This window comes from Methylorubrum sp. GM97 (genome assembly GCF_024347855.1).
Taxonomy (GTDB): domain Bacteria; phylum Pseudomonadota; class Alphaproteobacteria; order Rhizobiales; family Beijerinckiaceae; genus Methylobacterium; species Methylobacterium extorquens.
Map to the genome: position 1 here is coordinate 768,259 of NZ_AP025942.1, position 17,253 is coordinate 785,511.

At 70.8% G+C, this 17,253-nt stretch carries 14 protein-coding genes and 2 pseudogenes; 8 read left to right on the forward strand and 8 right to left on the reverse strand.

Features of this window, described 5'->3' with window-relative positions:
- Nucleotides 1-8 precede the first annotated feature (8 nt).
- The 5 genes from MSPGM_RS03655 to MSPGM_RS03675 all read left to right on the forward strand — a co-directional run bounded on the left by MSPGM_RS03655 (nt 9) and on the right by MSPGM_RS03675 (nt 5,461).
- Complete coding sequence (locus MSPGM_RS03655; protein WP_012752158.1) at nt 9-932, forward strand: VWA domain-containing protein; 924 nt, start codon at nt 9-11, stop codon at nt 930-932.
- Nucleotides 932-1,870 carry a tetratricopeptide repeat protein gene (locus tag MSPGM_RS03660; protein WP_209687960.1) on the forward strand — a complete coding sequence of 313 codons (939 nt, stop codon included), beginning with the start codon at nt 932-934 and terminating at the stop codon, nt 1,868-1,870. The genes MSPGM_RS03655 and MSPGM_RS03660 overlap by 1 nt, the downstream gene beginning before the upstream one ends.
- Nucleotides 1,870-3,186 carry a BatD family protein gene (locus MSPGM_RS03665; RefSeq protein ID WP_012752160.1) on the forward strand — a complete coding sequence of 439 codons (1,317 nt, stop codon included), beginning with the start codon at nt 1,870-1,872 and terminating at the stop codon, nt 3,184-3,186. The genes MSPGM_RS03660 and MSPGM_RS03665 overlap by 1 nt, the downstream gene beginning before the upstream one ends.
- Before the next feature lie 87 nt (nt 3,187-3,273).
- Nucleotides 3,274-4,368, forward strand: a complete 1,095-nt coding sequence (locus MSPGM_RS03670) for a catalase family protein (protein ID WP_012752161.1) — start codon at nt 3,274-3,276, stop codon at nt 4,366-4,368.
- Nucleotides 4,369-4,459: 91 nt separating this feature from the next.
- On the forward strand, nt 4,460-5,461 hold the full coding sequence (locus MSPGM_RS03675; protein ID WP_003598927.1) for a DMT family transporter: 1,002 nt from the start codon (nt 4,460-4,462) through the stop codon (nt 5,459-5,461).
- Nucleotides 5,462-5,471: 10 nt separating this feature from the next.
- On the opposite strand, the gene MSPGM_RS03680 is transcribed toward MSPGM_RS03675, so the two are convergent.
- From MSPGM_RS03680 to MSPGM_RS03710, 7 genes and pseudogenes are all read right to left on the reverse strand, one after another.
- On the reverse strand, nt 5,472-5,762 hold the full coding sequence (locus MSPGM_RS03680) for a hypothetical protein (protein ID WP_003598925.1): 291 nt from the start codon (nt 5,760-5,762) through the stop codon (nt 5,472-5,474).
- Between the two features lie 262 nt (nt 5,763-6,024).
- Nucleotides 6,025-7,080 (reverse strand): hypothetical protein, encoded by a 1,056-nt coding sequence (locus MSPGM_RS03685; RefSeq protein WP_003598924.1) that lies wholly within the window; start codon nt 7,078-7,080, stop codon nt 6,025-6,027.
- A 245-nt stretch (nt 7,081-7,325) separates the two neighbouring features.
- Complete coding sequence (msrB, locus tag MSPGM_RS03690) at nt 7,326-7,742, reverse strand: peptide-methionine (R)-S-oxide reductase MsrB (protein WP_003598922.1); 417 nt, start codon at nt 7,740-7,742, stop codon at nt 7,326-7,328.
- Between the two features lie 103 nt (nt 7,743-7,845).
- Nucleotides 7,846-9,012: a YihY/virulence factor BrkB family protein gene (locus tag MSPGM_RS03695; RefSeq protein WP_003598920.1), complete on the reverse strand. Its 1,167-nt coding sequence runs from the start codon at nt 9,010-9,012 to the stop codon at nt 7,846-7,848.
- A 132-nt stretch (nt 9,013-9,144) separates the two neighbouring features.
- Nucleotides 9,145-10,610: pseudogene (locus tag MSPGM_RS03700) on the reverse strand (HWE histidine kinase domain-containing protein).
- Between the two features lie 203 nt (nt 10,611-10,813).
- Nucleotides 10,814-12,345 (reverse strand): annotated as a pseudogene (locus MSPGM_RS03705) (malonate--CoA ligase).
- 143 nt (nt 12,346-12,488) lie between these two features.
- Nucleotides 12,489-12,929 carry a hypothetical protein gene (locus MSPGM_RS03710; RefSeq protein WP_003598916.1) on the reverse strand — a complete coding sequence of 147 codons (441 nt, stop codon included), beginning with the start codon at nt 12,927-12,929 and terminating at the stop codon, nt 12,489-12,491.
- Between the two features lie 340 nt (nt 12,930-13,269).
- Between MSPGM_RS03710 and MSPGM_RS03715 the strand changes: the two genes are divergently transcribed.
- Complete coding sequence (locus tag MSPGM_RS03715; protein ID WP_012752163.1) at nt 13,270-14,199, forward strand: collagen-like protein; 930 nt, start codon at nt 13,270-13,272, stop codon at nt 14,197-14,199.
- 12 nt (nt 14,200-14,211) lie between these two features.
- Here MSPGM_RS03715 and MSPGM_RS03720 read toward each other — a convergent pair whose 3' ends face one another.
- Nucleotides 14,212-15,435 (reverse strand): TIGR03862 family flavoprotein, encoded by a 1,224-nt coding sequence (locus tag MSPGM_RS03720; protein ID WP_003598913.1) that lies wholly within the window; start codon nt 15,433-15,435, stop codon nt 14,212-14,214.
- A 314-nt stretch (nt 15,436-15,749) separates the two neighbouring features.
- Here MSPGM_RS03720 and MSPGM_RS03725 point away from each other — a divergent pair, with 314 nt between their 5' ends.
- Together MSPGM_RS03725 and MSPGM_RS03730 are read left to right on the forward strand one after the other, a co-directional pair.
- On the forward strand, nt 15,750-16,775 hold the full coding sequence (locus tag MSPGM_RS03725) for a TerC family protein (RefSeq protein ID WP_261926172.1): 1,026 nt from the start codon (nt 15,750-15,752) through the stop codon (nt 16,773-16,775).
- Nucleotides 16,776-16,916: 141 nt separating this feature from the next.
- Complete coding sequence (locus MSPGM_RS03730) at nt 16,917-17,219, forward strand: hypothetical protein (protein ID WP_003598909.1); 303 nt, start codon at nt 16,917-16,919, stop codon at nt 17,217-17,219.
- The last annotated feature ends 34 nt before the right edge of the window (nt 17,220-17,253 follow it).

Below are 17,253 nucleotides of genomic sequence, written 5' to 3' on the forward strand. Positions count from 1 at the left end.
GGAATCGCATGATCGAATCCCTCACCCTGCTGCGCCCGCTCTGGTTCCTGGCGATTCCCGTCGTGGCTCTGCTCGCCTTGCGGGCGGCGTGGCGCTCGGCGCCGCTCGGCGACTGGAACAAGGCGGTCGATCCGCACCTGATGGCGCTGGCCGCCCGCCGCGGCGCGGTGCTGGGCGGCCGGCGGCAGGCTAACATCGCCGCCGCTCTGGCCGCCGGCATCCTGGCGCTGGCGCTCACCGGCCCGGCGGTCGAGCGCCCGGAGGCCTCGACCTTCCGCAACCTCGACGCCACGGTGATCGTGCTCGACCTCTCCCGCTCGGTCACCGAGGGTGGGCGCTTCAAGGAGGCGCGGCAGGCCGCGGAAGCGGTGGCGGAGGCCGCGGGCACCCGCTCGCTGGCGCTGATCGTCTACGCGGGCGACGCCTACACCGCGCTCTCGCCGACCAACGACCGCGAGAGCCTCGCCACCACCCTGTTCGCGCTCGATGCCGACACCGTGCCCGACCGGGGCAGCCACCCGGAGCGCGGGCTGGCGCTGGCCCGCCGGACGCTGGCCGAGGCCAACGTCGTCGCCGCCGACGTCGTGCTGATCTCCGATGGCGACGGGATCGGGCAGGCCGCCGAGCGCGAGGCCGCCGCGATCCGGGACAAGGGCTGGCAGCTCCACGCCCTGTTCGTGCCCGCGGGCAAGGCGCTGCCACCCGGCGCGCCGCGCCCCGACCGAACCGCCCTCGACCGGCTCGCCGGCACGGGCGGCGGCCGGGCCGCCGACATCGATGCCTCCGAGGCGGTGCTCGACCGCGTCGGCGCCTCGACCGCCCAGCACCTCGCCGCGAACGGCTACGGCGTGCTCGCCTTCGCCGATCTCGGCCGCTGGCTGCTGCTGCTGGCGCTTCTGCCCGCCCTCCTCCTGTTCCGACGGAGCGCGTGATGCTGGCGTCCTTTTCGCCCCGCCCCTTCACCCAGTCGGCGCCGCTGCGGCGGATGCTGCCCGTCGCCTTCCCGCGTAACTGGCGGCGGCTGGCGCGCATCGCGGGGCTTGCCCTCGCGGGCGGCGGCCTCCTCGGATTGCTGCTCGTGTCGGAGCCGCGCACGACGCTGGGCCGCTTCCTGATGGCGGCCGGTCTGCCCGGCGCGGCCCTTCACGTGTTCGACACCCCCGCATGGCGCGCCGCCGCCCTCTACGAGGCCGGGCGCTACGGTGAGGCGATTCCGCTGTTCCGGGCGCAGGGCAAGCGCGGCGCCTACAACCTCGGCAACGCGCTCGCCCGTTCCGGCGATCTGCAAGGCGCGCTCGAGGCCTACGACGAAGCGCTGACCTATAACCCGCGCGACGCCGACGCGCAGGCCAACCGCTCGCTGATCGCCAAGGCCCTGGAAGAGGAGATCGACCGCGGCAAGGGCGGCGGCATCGCCAACGCCTCGGCGCAGTACGGTGCCCGCTACAACAACACCGCCAACCAGGACCAGAACGACGACATCCGCGCCACCGCCAGCGGCGAGGGTCTGGCCGGCAACAAGGAGGGCGGCTCCTCCGCCTCGCTGCCGGGCACGAGCCCGGTGGCCCGCCGCGGCAAGGCTGAGCAGCAGGCGGTCGATTCCGGCAAGGGGCAGGCCCGCGGCTCGGCAAGCGACGCCGCCGGCCGCGGACGCCAGGGCGCCGGCTCGGCCATGGTCGCCGCCGCGCCCGAGCGCGAGGCGCGCCGTGTGACGAAGAGCTTCGAGGCGCACGAGATCCACCCCGACCGGCTCTGGCTCCAGACCCTGCCGGACGAGCCCGGCCGCTACCTCAAGCTGCGCCTCAAGGCCGAGCAGGCCCGCCGCATCGAGGCCGGCACCGCCATCCCGGGAGGCAGCAACCCGTGGTAATGTTTTTCGACTCGTTCAGGCGGGCCATCCTCGCCCGCAGAGGGACGAGGGGAACGCTAGCGGCCCTCCTCGTGCTGCTAGCCTTCGCCGCCCCGGCCCACGCCATCGAGCCCGGCGACCTCACCCTCACCGTGACGCCCGATCTCCCCGGCGGCGCGCAGCCCTATGCCCGCGAGATGGTGCTGCTGCGCCTGCGCGGGGTCTATCGCACGCAGATTCTGCTGGAGGAGGTGCGCCAGCCGGCGCTGGTCAACTTCTCCTGGACCCAGCTCGGCCGCGACAACTGGGGCCGCACGCGCATGCCTGATGGGCAGATGGCGCTGGAATTCGAGCGCACGATCGCGGTCTTCCCCCAGCATACGGGGACCTTCACCATTGAGCCGTTCATCCACCGCCTGACGATCAATGACGGCGGCGAGCGCAAGCAGATCGACGTGCGCTCCGAGCCCGTCCCCTTCCCCGTGGCAGCCTGGACCGGCGCGAGCGGCGGCCCCGACACGGCGGAACCGTGGTGGCTGCCGGCGCGGGACGTGGCGATCACCGATTCCTGGGACCCCGATCCCGAGACGCTGAACCAGGGCGAGACCGCGCGCCGGATCGTGACGCTGGAGGCGCAAGGCATGCTCGCCGAGGGGCTGCCGCCGCGCCCCGTCATGCGCACCCGCGGCATCATCACCTTCGCTGGCCCGGTGAAGCGCGAGACGATCATCACGCCCTCCGGCCCGGTGGCGCGAGCGACCTACCAGTGGGACATCAAGAAGGGCGTGGCCGAGGTGATCCCGCTCGACGCAATCAAGATCCCCTGGTTCGACACGCTCACGCGCACCCTGCGCGAGACCGAGATTCCCGCCCGCCAGATCGGCGGCGGTCTCGCCGACCGGGCGGAGGATCTCAAGGAAGCGGGCCCCGCCGCGTGGTCGGCGCTGGCCGCGGCGGCGCTCGCCGCCTTCGGTCTCGGGCTGGCCTTGATCGGCTTCCGCACCGGCCCGGGCTGGCTGCAGCTCGACCGCGGTCAGGCTCGTGCCCTGCGGCTGGCGGCGGCCTCAGGCGACGCGTCGGCGTTCCGGACAGTGCTCGGCCGTGCCGCGCAGGCGCAGCCGGATCTTGCCGCGCTCTGGCAGGCGGAGCCGGATCTAGCGCGCGACCTCGCCGCCCTCGACCGGCAGGTCTTCGGCCCTGCCGCGTCCGGCGTGGGTTCCGTGGATCTGCCCGGCCTCGCCCGGCGGCTCGGCCGGCGCCGGAGACGCGGCACCTCCGCAGCACTCGCGCCCGCCCCCCGGTTGGCTCCCCTCGACGGTCCGGTCGCGCAAGCGTGACCGGGCGGCGCTGAACAGCCGGCACCACCCTTCGTTTGGATTTAGACCGGCTCTGTCAGGACCGGCAGATCCACCACGAGGCCGGACGTGAGCCCTGCGAGCCCGATTCCCTATCATCCCTCCGTCGAGCAGCCGCGCACCGACGAGGCCGACATCCACGCGCAGATGCTCGCGACCTTCGCGAAGATCCAAGAGACCACGTTCAAGGATTACGGCCGGGCGGTGCGAGGCGTTCACGCCAAGGCGCACGGCCTGCTCACCGGCCGCCTCGAAATCCTCGACGGTCTGCCGCCCGAACTGGCGCAAGGGCTATTCGAGACGCCCGGCACCTACGAGGCTGTGCTGCGCTTCTCCACCAATCCCGGCGACATCCTCGACGACAGCGTCTCGACCCCGCGCGGCCTGGCGCTGAAGATCATCGGCGTCGAGGGCGAGCGTCTGGAGGGGGACGAGGGCACGAGCCAGGATTTCGTGATGGCCAACGCCCCCGCCTTCACGGCGCCGGACGACGCGGCCTTCCTCAAGAGCCTCAAGCTTCTCGCCGCCACCACCGACACGCCGCAGGTGTTCAAGAAGGCGTTCTCGGCGGTTCTACGCGGCGTCGAAACGGTGCTCGAAGGCCTCGGCACCCAGAGCCCGACCCTGATCTCGATGGGCGGCCATCCGGAGACGCACATCCTCGGCGAGACGTTCTACAGCCAGGTTCCCCTGCGCTGGGGCGCCTACATCGCCAAGGTCGCGGTGGCACCGGTTTCGCCCGAACTGACGGCGCTGACCGGCGCCAGCCTCAACGTCAACGGCCGGCCCGACGGCCTGCGGGAGGCGGTGACCGCGTTCTTCGCCGAGAACGAGGGCGTGTGGGAGTTGCGGGCGCAATTGCGCACCGACGAGGAGACGATGCCGGTCGAGGATGCCTCGAAGCCCTGGCCCGAGGAGGCGAGCCCCTATCTCGCCGTAGCCCGCCTCACCGTGCCGCGGCAGGATGCGTGGAGCGAGGAGAAGGTCCGGCAGATCGACGACGGGCTCGCCTTCAATCCCTGGCACGCGCTCGCCGCGCACCGGCCGCTCGGCGCGATCATGCGCGCCCGCCGGGCCGCCTACCCCGCCTCCGCCGGCTTCCGGGCCGAGCATAACGGCTGCCCGATCCACGAACCGCGCGCAGGCTCCGGCGCGGGTGCATGACGCGGCCGGCGGGCCGTCGCTGCCGATTGGGCGCGGGCCGAAGGATGAAACTCTAAGCCGCTTGCGGGACGCGGCCCCGCGCGGAGCCGGGATGCGCTGGACTCCGGCTTGCTCTACGGCCTCGATCGAGGCCGGAGACCGGGAGAGAGTCGTGTCCGCCAAACAGGTCGGCGAGACGGAACGCGCGATCGCACGCGATCCGCGTCGCCTCGTCGGCATCGCCCTGATGTGCGTCGCACCGGTGTTCTTCGCCAGCCTCGACGCCACGGGCAAGGTGCTGGCGGGTGCGGGCGTCGATCCGTTGCTCACCACCTTCATGCGCTACGCGGTCAACGTTGCGCTGGTGACCGCCTTGATCAACCCGGTGACACGGCCGGGCGTCGCCCATTCGCGGCGGCTGCCGCTCCAGATCCTGCGCTCGCTGCTGCTGTTCGGCTCGACCGCCTGCAACTTCCTGGCCCTGCGCTCGCTCCAGCTCGCGGAAACGATCTCGATCCAGTTCGCCGCGCCGCTCACCGTGGCGCTGCTCGCCGGGCCGCTGCTCGGCGAATGGTCGTCGCGGATGCGGCTCGCGGCGGTGGCGGCGGGCTTCGTCGGCGTCCTCGTCATCGTGCGGCCCGACGCGCTGGCGGCCAAGCCGGCGATCCTGTTCAGCCTCGGCGCGATGCTCTGTTACGCGGTCTACGTGATCGTGACGCGCAAGCTCGCGGCCCACGATTCGACGGCCACGACGGTGTTCTACACCGGGCTCGGCGGGCTCGCGGTGATGAGCCCGCTCCTGCCGTGGATCTGGACGGCACCGGCCTCGGGCACGGTCTGGGCGCTGCTGATCGCAGTCGGGCTGTTCGGCACGATCGGGCATTGGCTGCTGGTGCTGGCCCATGCGCGGGCGCCGGCAAGCCTGCTCGCGCCCTTTATCTACACGCAGATCCTGTGGTCGGTCCTGCTCGGCTACCTGCTGTTCGGCGACGTGCCGAGCGCCTGGACGATGCTCGGCGCCGGCATCATCGTCGCCTCGGGCCTCGCTGTGCTGAGCGAAGATGCCCTGATGCGCCGACATGCGCGGCGGAGGGGGCCCCCTCCCCGCGCATGACCACACGCACTCAGCGGTGGCGGTGGTGGCGCGGATGGTGACGGCGGTGATGGTAGGGCCGGTTCGAGCGCATCCGGGTGCGGTAGGCGCGCCGGCCGGGATCGATGCCGAGCACGCCGTTCACGCCGCCCACTGCACCGCCGACGGCGCCGCCCACGATGCCGCCGATCGGTCCGGCGACGCGATCGCCCTCGGCCGCGCCGCGGCGCATTCCGCCCGGAATACCCTGGGCCTGAGCCTCACCGGCGATCGGCATGAGGCAGAGCATGAGCCCTGCGGCAGCAATGGCGAAACGTCTCATGGCGGCGATTCCTCGTTGGGAATGGACACGTACCGGTGCTTCACCCGGCAGGTTGCAACCGGATGCCAGCCAACGAAGCCTTCCCCTTGCCGGTTCCAGCCAACCGCCTCGCCATCCCCAGGATCCGTGCCCCACGGTCGGTGACGAACGGGGGCGTTCCCCTCCGCCTCGCAGACAAGCGGCGGTCATGTGAGACCCTGCAACGAAGAACGCCGGCCCCTTGCAGGAGCCGGCGTTCCTAGAAATCCTTCGACGCAGCCGGTTAGGTCTGCTGCGTGCGGCGGGGCCGGACCTGCCAGCGCTCGAACGCCTCGGTCACCTCTTCGTCGCGGCCCGGCTCCTGCGGGTTGCGGATCGCGGCGCCGAGCGCCTTCGAGAGGCTCTCGATCACGTCGTCGATGCGCGCATCCGGCGGCAACCGCTCGCCGGACTCGGCCGCCGGCTTCTGAGTCTCGGCGGTCTCGGCCGCGGGCTGCGCCTCCTCGGGCTTGGCGGCCTCCGTCGGTGCAGGCTCTTCGGCAACGGCCGGCTCGGGCGCCGGTGCTTCGGCGGGCGCAGGCTCCTCGGCCTTGGGGGCTTCGGGCGTCGGTTCCGCCGCGGCCGGGAGAGGCTCTTCGGAGGCCTGAGGCTGCTCCTCAGACTTGGTCTCGGGCGGCGTGGCCGGCTCCGCCACCGCTGCCGCGAGGAGCGCATCCGGAACCGGCGCAGGCTTCGGCGGCTCGGGCGGACGCGCTGGAGTGTCGCGCGGGGGCGACACCGGCTTCGACGGGGTGAAGGGCGGACGATTGGAGCCGAAGCGCGGCTCGATCAGGTCGAGCACCGCGTCAAGGGCGGCGTTGCTCAGAGGGATGTCGCCCGGCGTCGGAACGCCGGTGATTGCAATCGACTGGCCGTCATAGGCCTTGTCCGTCGTCACCTCGGCGCCGAACCAGACCGGCGGCGTGAAGCCCTGCGCGGCGGACGCGTCGGAGAAGACGAGGCTGACGATGTCGAGGCCCGACGGACGCACGTAGCGATCGACCAGCGCCTCGACCGAACCACCGAGCGAGACCGTGGTGCGCTCGTAGACGGCCCGGCCCTGGCAGACGTCGAGCAGGGCGTCGCCGTGGGCGCGCGGCACCTCGGTGCGCTCCTCGGCCATCGCCCCCTCGGAGCCGGTCATCAGCACGAGGAAGCAGTTGGTACCCTGCAGCCGCACGAACGAGGTCCGCCCGGCCTGCGGCGCGAAGTAACCTTCGGTGACGCGGGACCCGCCCCGCTCCTTCCGCAGAAGACGGACCAGAGAGGGCGCCACGAGAAACCGGCGAACGACACTCATTCACTTCCCTCCGCGGGTCGGCACGCACCGGTCCGGGACCGCGCCCGGACACTCGGCCTTCGGGGCGCCGATCCCGAGGGGGATCGGCTGCCGCCCACCGTATTGGACATGGGCGGTCCGCGAAGACCGGGGCGTTAACCTGTTCTTCACATGGACCTTCATGGCGAAGTGATGGGCCCGAAACAACCACGCGGCAAGCCTGGAGGCCGAAAAGGCGTGGAATTCATCGGGCCGATCCCATGAATTCAGCCCTCGGGTTCGAAGTCGAGAGCGACGCCGTTCATGCAGTAGCGCAGCCCCGTCGGGGCCGGACCATCCTCGAAGACGTGGCCGAGATGGCCCTTGCAGCGGGCGCAATGCACCTCGGTGCGGGTCATCCAGTGGCTGCGGTCGACCGTCGTCTCCACCGCATCGTCGAGCGGCGCGAAGAAGCTCGGCCAACCGCTGCCCGACTCGTATTTGGTGTCGCTCTCGAACAGCGGGGCGCCGCAGCCGGCGCAGACGAACGTGCCGGGGCGCTTCTCGGCGTTGAGGCCGCTCGTGCCGGCCCGCTCGGTGCCATGCTCGCGCAGCACGCGGTACTGCTCCGGCGTCAGCGCCGCGCGCCATTCCTCTTCGGTGCGAATCTCGGGATCTGTGCCGATGACGTCGGATCCGGCCATGTCGCGTTCCTCCGGTGCTTTTCTCGTTTGGCAAGATGGTGCCGGGCACCGCTTGTCACGAGTGCGACCCTCCCGCGCAAGAACGGATGATGCGTTGCTCGCCTCAGGCCGCCGCGCCCACGGTGTCGGCCATGCGCGCGCCGCGCTGCCCCAGCGGCTTCTGCGGGCTCGTGGTCGAATCGCGGGCGGTCTGGTGCTCGATCTCGGCGTTGATCTCACCGCCGAGCAGCACGATCGTCGCCGAGATCCAGATCCAGGTCATGAAGCCGATCACGGCGCCGAGCGAGCCGTAGGTCTCGTTGTAGTTGCCGAAATTGGCGACGTACCAGGAGAACAGGATCGAGGCGATGAGCCAGAGCACGCCCGCCACGACGCTGCCGGCGCCGACCCAGCGCCAGCGCGCCCGCTCCCGGCTCGGGCCGTAGCGATAGAGCACGGCCAGCCCGCCGAGCAGGACGAGGAGCAGCACCGGCCAGCGCGCCATGGCGATGAGGCGCGCGCCGTCGCCCAGACCCAGGAAGTTGAACACCACCGGCAGCACGACGATCGAGATCAGCGCCAGGATAATGAAGAGCAGGGCGCCCGCGGTGAAGGTGAGCGAGCGGACATTGAGCCAGAAGAAGTTTCGCTTCTCCTCCTCCTCGTAGACGACGTTGAGCGCGTCGAACATCGCCTTCATCGCGGCGTTGGCGCTCCACAGCGACAGCGTCAGGCTGGTGAAGAAGGTGAAGCCGAGCGCGCCGCTTCCCTTAGTGGCGATGCGCTTGACCTGCTCGCCGATGATCTCGATGGCGCTTTCCGGCAGCACGCCGTGCAGGGTGGAGAGGTGAACGTTGATCGTGTTCACGTCGGCCACGAGCCCGTAGCAGGTGACGAGCGCGGCAATCGCCGGGAACAGCGAGAGCAGGGTGTAGAAGGTCACGCCCGCCGCGACCGAGAGCACCCGGTCCTTGTTGAATTCGAGGTAGACCCGCGTGGCGATGTCCCACCAGCCGGGCGACGGGATCTCGCCGGGATGGTCAGCGGCGCGGCCGCGATTGGCTTGCGTCGCCGCCACCCAGCGGGCGGAGCGCCCCTCGTGGGAATGGGCGCCGCCGTTGCGCTCCTTCGCCGCCTCAGCCGCAGGCTCGTCATCCGCGTCGTCCGCGTCGGGCGGGCGTCGGGACGCGGCGGCGAGCGCGACCAGCGCCGCCCCCATCATCAGGGTCCAGAGCACGGAGGCCGTGCCTTCCGCGGGCAGGCGGGGCGGGGTCTGGGGGGAGGACGGCATGATTCGCGGGGTCGGGCGCAAGCGCCTGGATGAGACGCCGTTCAACCCCGGATCAGGCTTGGCCGTTCCCTCGAAGCGCGGCGCATCCACCGGAAACGTCGGGACGGGCGACGGCTTCGGCGCGCGTGCCCCTCAGGCGACCTCGCGCTCGGGCAGCGGCGCCTCGAGCGTGAGGACGAGGCCGCGGCTGCGGTAGTCGATTTTGGCCTCGCCGCCGAACTCGGCCGCCAGCACCCGCTCGATCATGCGCGTGCCGAAACCGACCCGCGACGGCCTCTCGACCGGCGGACCGTCGAACTCCTCCCAGCGCATCAGCAGGCGTTTGGACGCACGACCCTCGACGTCCCAGTTGAGGATGATGCGGCCCGAATTGTTCGAGAGGCCGCCATACTTCACGGCGTTGGTGGCAAGCTCGTGCAGCGCCATCACCACGGCCAGCGTCAGGCGGGAGGTGAGGCGCACCTCCGGCCCGCCGAAGCGGATGCGGTTGCGCGGACTGACGCGGAACGGCTGCAGGGCGCTCTCCACCGCCTCGGCGAGCGTCACCCCGGCGGTGGCTTCCGTGGTGAGGATGTCGTGGGCGGCGGCGAGCGAGTTGAGACGCGCGTCCAGCGTTCGGCGGGCATCGTCGAGCGAAGCGGCGTTGCGCAGGGTCTGGTGGGCGATGGATTGGACCGTGGCGATCGTGTTCTTCACCCGGTGCTTCATCTCGGCGGCGAGCAGGGTGCGCTGCTCGTCGGCCCGCTTGCGGTCGGTCACGTCCAGCGAGATGCCGGCCATGGAATGCGGCGCCCCGTCGGCCCGGTAATAGGCCCGGCCGCGCAACTGCACCCAGCGCACCTCGCCCCCGGGGGCCGCGACGCGGTACTCGACGTCGTAATCGCTCCGGCGGTCGATGGCCGCCTGCATCGCGGCCTGCATCCGTTCGCGATCCTCGGGCACCACCGCCTCGACGAGGTCGTCGTAGCTGAAGGGCTCGCTGAGCGGGCGCCCGAAATTCTGCTTGCACAGGGTCGAGGCGACGAGCCGGCGCTCGGCGAGGTCGAGGGACCAGGCACCGAGCCGGCCGGCGGCCAACATGAATTCGAGGCGGTGCTCGCTGCGGGTGAGGTCGTCGTTGCGGCGCTCGACCTCCTGTTCCAGGGCGTCGCGGTCGCGCTGGAGCCGGACCATCCGGTCGCGTTCCAGGGTCACGTCGAACTGCGAGGCGAAGAAGTAGGTGAGCTGCCCCTCGTCGTCGAAGACGGGCGAGATCAGCAGGCGGTTCCAGAAGACCTCGCCGCTCTTCTTGTGGTTGAGGAGGTCGATCTCGACGGGCACGCGCCGCTCGACGGCGTCACGGATCCGGGCGACGTCGCGCGGGTCGGTCTCCGGTCCCTGCAGGAAGCGGCAATTGCGCCGAGGATCTCCTCGCGGCTGTAGCCGGTGAGCTTGCTGAAGGCGCCGTTGACGAAGACGATCGGGTTGTCGGGCCGGTGCGGGTCGGTGATCAGCATCGGCATCCGCGTCGCCTTGACGGCGGCCGCGAACGGGTCGGTGCTTTTGGAAACGCGGACCAGTTCGGCTTCGATCCGGTCGTGTTCGGCACTCTTAGTCACGTTCGGACGAAACTCCGAGGATTCCAGACGGAGAAAACATGGACCGCCATCGGGTCCACGCCACCGGGACGCAGAGTTCCCGGAGCATGAGCAGGCTCATAACACCGGTCACCGCCAGCATCGCATCACAGGCTTGAGAGCGCCAGCGCAGCCCTCTCGGCCGGTCCGACAGGGGAACCCGCCAGCGCGAGCGGGCGACCGCGTCAGCTGCGGTAGAGGTCGGCGTGGGTCTCGCGCAGAAGGTTCTTCTGCACCTTGCCCATGGCGTTGCGCGGCAGTTCGGCCGCGAACAGCACGCGCTTGGGGCATTTGTACTTGGCCAGCCGCCCTTCCAGCGCCGCGAGAACCGCCGCCTCGTCGGGCGCGCCCTCGCCCGGCACCACCACCGCCGTGACGCCTTCGCCGAAATCGGGATGGGCCAGGCCGATCACCGCGGATTCGACCACGCCGGGCAGCGCGTCGATCTCGACCTCGATCTCCTTCGGATAGACGTTGTAGCCGCCGGTGATGATCAGGTCCTTGCCGCGGCCGACGATGTGGACGTAGCCGTCGCGGTCGATCTTTCCGAGATCGCCGGTGATGAAGAAGCCGTCCACCTTCAGCTCGGCGGCGGTCTTCTCCGGCATGCGCCAGTAGCCCTGGAACACGTTGGGGCCCTTCACCTCGATCATCCCGACCTCCTCGGGCCCGAGCGGCGCGCCGGTCTCGGGATCGACCACGCGCAGGGTCACCCCCGGCAGCGGGAATCCGACCGTGCCGGCCCGCCGCGCCCCTCGTAGGGGTTCGAGGTGTTCATGTTGGTCTCGGTCATGCCGTAGCGTTCGAGGATGGCGTGGCCGGTGCGCTGCGCCCATTCCCGATGGGTCTCGGCGAGCAGCGGTGCGGAGCCCGACACGAACAGGCGCATATGGGCCGCCGCCTCGCGGGTGAGGCCGGGCTCCTTGAGCAGCCGCGTGTAGAAGGTCGGCACGCCCATCATCGCGGTGGCCCGCGGCATCAGTTCGAGGATCTTCTTCGCATCGAGCCGGGGCAGGAACAGCATCGTGCCGCCCGTGGCCAGGACGATGTTGGTGGCCACGAACAGCCCGTGGGTGTGGAACACCGGCAGGGCGTGGATCAGCACGTCGCGCTCGGTGAAGTGCCAATACTGCGCCAGGGTGAGCGCGTTGGAGGCGAGGTTGTCGTGGCTCAGCATGGCGCCCTTGGAGCGCCCGGTCGTGCCCGAGGTGTAGAGGATCGCGGCAAGGTCGTCGGCCCCGCGGGGCACATCCGCGAAGTCCGGGCTCGCCGAGTCGGCGGCCTGCGCCATGCTGCCGTGCCCGGCGGCGTCGAGGGTGCGGGTCTGCGGCACGCCGGCCTGGCCCGCGACCGCCGACAGGTCCGCTTCGCGGGCGGGATCGCAGACGAACAGGGCCGGTTCGGCATCGCCGAGGAAGTAGGCGATCTCGGGTCCCGTGTAGGCGGTGTTCAGCGGCAGGAAGACCGCGCCGGCCCGCACCGCGCCGAGATAGAGGAAGATCACCTCAGCGCTCTTCTCGACCTGCACCGCGACCCGGTCGCCGGGCTTCACGCCGAGGGCCCGGAGCGCGCTGGCATAGGCGCCGGAGCGGGCCAGGAGGTCGGCATAGGTGTAGCGCGCGCCGTCCGAGGTCTCGATGAAGACCTTGGCGCCCGGATCGGCCGGGCAATGGGTGCGCACGAGGCTGAACAGGTGATTGACGATCGGTTCGGCCATCGCGCGCTTCCTCACCAAATGCCCTGTGATCGATGTTCTTGCGACGGATCCCTGCGGCGGACCCTTGCCCTCCGCATTGGCGCGGGCGCGCGCTTCGTTCAAGCGGGAACGATCGGGAAGACGGCCGTGCCGTCTGTCAGCCCTTACTCCGTCGGGATGCGCCCGACCGAGCAGAGGGTCCGGAGCGCCCCGGCGCTGTCGGTGTAGCAGCTCGCCGACCAGCCGTTCTGCTGGATGAAGGATTTGCGCCCCTCGCGCAAAGCCGTCTGGTAGGCCCGCGCCAGGATCGGCTGCACGGTCGCGGCCGGCTCGCCGACCACGAGTTCGGACGCGATCGTCAGCTCGTGGAAGAATTCGGCGGAGGGCGAGGGATCGCCCGAGGATGCCTGCACGATGGGCTGGGCACGGCAGGTGAGATCGAGCCGGACCCCGCTCGCAGCCCGGACGTCGATGCTCGGACCGACCCGGCGGCCGGCCTTCTTCGCCCCCGTCGCCTGCGCGATGCGGGCGGCGAGCGCGTCGCACTCGTCGGCCTGCGCGGCGGTGGACAAGAGGAACAGGACGGCGAGAAGCGGGCGAAGCATGGCGGTGGTTCGGTCTCGAAGGTCGCAAGCCTAGGCCGGCCGCGCCCGTGCGGGCTGTCGGCGGACCGGGCACTCTGCCGGCCTTCTTAACGGATCGACCCGCCGATGGCTTTACGGTTTTGCCGGTGGTTCTCCGCACGGCGCGCATCGGCTTCACTTCCGGCGGCCCGGAGCTGTGGACACAATCTAAAAACAGCCTTCCACCTCAGCCGCTTGGCCTGTGGATGGGCGGTGTGGACGGGTGTGGACGACGCCGCGGGCTTGACCCTGGCCGGCCGGCAACCGAAACCTTTCCTCCGCCGCGCCGGGAGATGCGCGGGACAAGATCGGAGGAGCGAGCATGCCGACGACGCGCGACCTGGGAGCACGAAAGCCGTCCACTTCGCGAGCCGTTTGGCCGACCCTCTCGCCGATCCTGATCGCGCTGGGCCTCGTCCTTGCCGGACCGGCGGCGGCGCAGAGCCAGGGCGAGACGCAGTCGCGGGCGGCCCGTGCCAAGGCACCGAGCCCGCCGGTCCAGCCGATCCAGATCTGGGACGCGCGCATCGAGGGCGGCGACCTGCGCATGAGCGGCAGCGTGGGCAAGAGCGGCGTCACCGTGATCCTCGACGACGACATCTCCGTCCTGTCGGACCGGCGCGGACGCTTCGAGTTCCGGCTGCCCTACCGGCCGGCGACCTGCGTCGCGATGGTCAAGGCCGGCGAGAACGAGCGCGAGGCGGTGGTCGCCAATTGCGCGCCGGAGGGGCCGGCCGGCAAGGCGGGCGAACAGGGCCCCGCCGGCCCGCAGGGTAGCGCCGGCCTCCAGGGACCGCCCGGTGCCGCCGGGCCGAAGGGCGATCCGGGCCCGAAGGGTGAGCAGGGGGCCAAGGGCGAGCAGGGCCTCAAGGGCGAGACCGGACCAAAGGGCGAGACCGGACCAAAGGGCGAAGCGGGTCTGGCCGGGCCTCCGGGCGCGCCGGGACCGAAGGGGGATCAGGGCCTCAAGGGTGAGCCTGGACAGAAGGGGGAGCCGGGCTCGAAGGGCGAGCGCGGCCCCAAGGGCGATCCGGGATCGAAAGGTGAGACTGCGACAACGGTATCGGCCCCGTTCCGTGTCGTGCGGGCGCGCGCCTGCACCGATTCGGGCTGTACGCTCTCCTGCGATGCGGGCGAGGTCCTGGCCTCGGCCACCTGCCAGACGGGCGGCGCGGCGACCCTGGACGGCGACACGAAAGCCTCCTGCGCGGCCGGCAGCAGCGGCATGGTCGGGATCTGCGCCCGGCCCTGAGCCAGACCGGGTTCACCCCTGCCCGTCGAGCCAGGCGAGCATCCCCTTCGCCGCGGCTCGGCCGCTGGCGAAGGCCGCCTGAAGCAGGTAGCCGCCGGTCGGGGCTTCCCAGTCGAGCATCTCGCCGGCCAGGAAAGTGCCGGGCCGCGCCCGCAGCATGAAATGCGCGTCGAGCTCAGCGAAGGTGACACCGCCCGCCGTCGAGATCGCCCGCGCGATCGGGGCTGGCCCGAGGAGCCGGAGCGGCGCCGCCTTGATCGCCGCCGCCAGCGGCTCCGCTTCGGTCGGCAGGGCGTTGGCATGCGCCTCGCGTAGCAGGCCGATGGCGGCGGGGCTCAGCGCGGCCGCCTTGCGCAAGCGGGTGGAGAGGCTTTCGCCGGAGCGGCTTCGGGCAAGGCGCGCCTGGAGCACGCCCGCATCGAGATCCGGGCGCAGGTCGAGGGTGAGTTCGGCGACGCCGTCGCGCTCCACTGCCTCGCGGATCGGCCGCGAGAGCGCGTAGATCACCCCGCCCTCGATGCCGTCCGCTGTGGCGACCGCCTCGCCGCGGGCGCTCGCCCCGCCGATGCGCGCGGCGAGGCGCTTGAGCGGCTCGCCCGCGAAGCGTCCCGAGAAATGCGCCGACCACGCAACGTGGAAGCCGACATTGGCGGGCTTGAGCGGTGCGACCGCGACGCCGTTCCCCTCCAGCAGCGGCACCCAGGCCCCGTCCGATCCGAGCCGCGGCCAGCTCGCCCCACCGAGCGCCAGCAGCGTCGCCCGCGGCCGGACGCGGTGCGGGCCCTCCGGCGTGTCGAAGGCCAGCGCGCCGTCTTCTAGGCCGACGAGCCGGTGCCGAGTGCGGATCGTGACGCCCAAGGCGTCGAGGCGGGTGAGCCAAGCGCGCAGCAGCGGCGAGGCCTTGAAGCTTTCCGGAAATACCCGGCCGCTCGACCCGACGAAGGTGTTTTGCCCCAGCCTCTCGCACCATGCCCGCAGCGCGTCCGGCGGATAGGCCTCGACCGCCGCCGGCAGGCGCGGATCGACGGGGGCGTAACGCCCCAGGAAATCCGGCAGCGGCTCGGAATGGGTCAGATTGAGGCCGCCGCGCCCGGCGATGAGCAGCTTGCGGCCGACGGACGGCATGCGCTCGTAGACGGTGACGGGCTGCCCCGCCCCGGCCAGCACCTCCGCCGCCATGAGCCCGGCCGGCCCGCCCCCGACGATGGCGATTCCATGCTCTCGATCCGCGTCCATGATCCGCGGCAGGGCCCGGAGACCCCGCTCCTGTCAAGCGCGGCCGGGCTGAAAATCAGCACATGCGCTTTGTGGGTGAGGATCAGGGATGAAAATCGCCCTGCCCTTGATTCGACGCGATCGCGCGTCTAACTGCCCGACATCGGCTGCGGGCCCCTCTGGCGGAACGCGCACCGTCCCCCTCGCGATGCTCCCGGTACTCCGGTGAGATCATCCGTCCGCCGGATCGGCGGCCCGTTCGGGAGGGAGACGGCAGACGCTTCCGCGATGTCGGAGTCGATGCTCTCCCAATGTGAAGCATCCGGTCCCGCGCGATGATGATGGAATTTTTGAACCACGAGTGGCTCGGCAAGCCCGTCTGGATGTGGCTGGGCTTTCACGCCTTGGTGGCCGGCCTGCTGGCCTTCGATCTCGGCCTGCTCCACCGCGACAAGAACCACGAGATTGGGGTGAAGGAGAGCCTTCTCCTCACCGCCTTCTACTTCACCCTCGGCCTCGCCTTCGGCGGCTGGATCTGGTGGATGCTCGGGTTCGACCCGGCCCAGGAATACGTGACCGGCCTCGTGATCGAGAAGTCGTTGTCGATGGACAACGTCTTCGTGATCGCGGTGATCCTCACTTCGCTCGGCGTGCCGCGGGCGGCGCAGCACCGGGTGCTGGTCTGGGGCATCCTCGCGGCGGTGCTGCTGCGCGGCCTGATGATCGGGCTCGGCTCGGCTCTCGTCCAGCAGGCGCACTGGGTGCTCTCGGTCTTCGCCGCGTTCCTGATCTATGTCGGCATCAAGATGCTCGTCTCGAAGGAAGAGGACGAGCATGACATCCAGAACAGCGCCTCCATGCGCCTGCTCAAGAAGTGGGTGCGCGTCACCGACAAGCCGGAGGGCCAGCACTTCATCGTCCGCAGGCCCGATCCGAAGACGGGCAAGATGGTGCGCTGGCTGACGCCGCTCGCCGTGGCTTTGGTGCTCGTGAACATCGCGGACGTGATCTTCGCCGTCGACAGCGTGCCAGCGATCTTCGCCATCACCACCGACCCGTTCATCGTCTACACCTCGAACATCTTCGCGATCCTGGGCCTGCGCGCGCTGTACTTCGCGCTGGCCGCGATGGTGGACCGCTTCGCCTACCTGAAGACGGCGCTCGCCCTCATCCTGCTGTTCATCGGCGCGAAGATCGTCGTCGCCGACACGCTGGAACTCGTCCACCTGCCGCCGTGGGTCTCACTCGTCGTCACCCTGGTCCTGCTCACCCTCGGCGTCGTCTACAGCCTGTGGCGCACCCGCGGCGCGGCGGAGACGGAGGCCCAGAAGACCCGCGCGGAAGTCGCGCACCGGATCTGACGCAGGCAGGATCCGCGAGGCGCGCCTTCCCGATCCGGCACGTTTCGTCGGCGTCACCTCGGAGGGTTCGTTCACGATCTTGCGCGATGCTGGGGACAGGCCGGGGAACCGGCTGCGTTCCCAGCGTTTTCGGGCCTCACCATGCGGCGTTTCCTGACCGGCGGCATCAAGGCGATCCTGGCCATCGCCGTCCTTTCCACCGCCGCCCATTGGGCGATGCGCGTCCAGCGGGAGCCCGCATCAGCGGCCCTGCCGGTGGCGGCGCTCGCCGACCCCGTCACCACCGGCTCCATCGCCGCGCGCAAGACTGAGCGCTCGGCACCGGAGGCGGCCGTGATGCCGGCGAGCCTCGGCAGCGGCGTCGACAAGGATCACCTCGCCAAGCTGATGGCCGGTGCCGCCTCGGAGCGGCCGAAGATTCAGAAGGCCGTCGCCAAGCGCTGACGGCGGCACGTCATCGGGCATAAAAACAGTCGCC

What these genes read in the sequence shown, in the direction of transcription:
- MSPGM_RS03730 (WP_003598909.1), top strand. Translation starts at nt 16,917, where the DNA reads ATGCGGCGTTTCCTGACCGGCGGCATCAAGGCGATCCTGGCCATCGCC.
- MSPGM_RS03725 (WP_261926172.1), top strand. Translation starts at nt 15,750, where the DNA reads ATGATGATGGAATTTTTGAACCACGAGTGGCTCGGCAAGCCCGTCTGG.
- MSPGM_RS03655 (WP_012752158.1), top strand. Translation starts at nt 9, where the DNA reads ATGATCGAATCCCTCACCCTGCTGCGCCCGCTCTGGTTCCTGGCGATT.
- MSPGM_RS03685 (WP_003598924.1), bottom strand. Translation starts at nt 7,080, where the DNA reads ATGAGTGTCGTTCGCCGGTTTCTCGTGGCGCCCTCTCTGGTCCGTCTT.
- MSPGM_RS03720 (WP_003598913.1), bottom strand. Translation starts at nt 15,435, where the DNA reads ATGGACGCGGATCGAGAGCATGGAATCGCCATCGTCGGGGGCGGGCCG.
- MSPGM_RS03710 (WP_003598916.1), bottom strand. Translation starts at nt 12,929, where the DNA reads ATGCTTCGCCCGCTTCTCGCCGTCCTGTTCCTCTTGTCCACCGCCGCG.
- MSPGM_RS03715 (WP_012752163.1), top strand. Translation starts at nt 13,270, where the DNA reads ATGCCGACGACGCGCGACCTGGGAGCACGAAAGCCGTCCACTTCGCGA.
- MSPGM_RS03680 (WP_003598925.1), bottom strand. Translation starts at nt 5,762, where the DNA reads ATGAGACGTTTCGCCATTGCTGCCGCAGGGCTCATGCTCTGCCTCATG.
- MSPGM_RS03675 (WP_003598927.1), top strand. Translation starts at nt 4,460, where the DNA reads ATGCGCTGGACTCCGGCTTGCTCTACGGCCTCGATCGAGGCCGGAGAC.
- MSPGM_RS03660 (WP_209687960.1), top strand. Translation starts at nt 932, where the DNA reads ATGCTGGCGTCCTTTTCGCCCCGCCCCTTCACCCAGTCGGCGCCGCTG.
- MSPGM_RS03665 (WP_012752160.1), top strand. Translation starts at nt 1,870, where the DNA reads ATGTTTTTCGACTCGTTCAGGCGGGCCATCCTCGCCCGCAGAGGGACG.
- msrB (WP_003598922.1), bottom strand. Translation starts at nt 7,742, where the DNA reads ATGGCCGGATCCGACGTCATCGGCACAGATCCCGAGATTCGCACCGAA.
- MSPGM_RS03695 (WP_003598920.1), bottom strand. Translation starts at nt 9,012, where the DNA reads ATGCCGTCCTCCCCCCAGACCCCGCCCCGCCTGCCCGCGGAAGGCACG.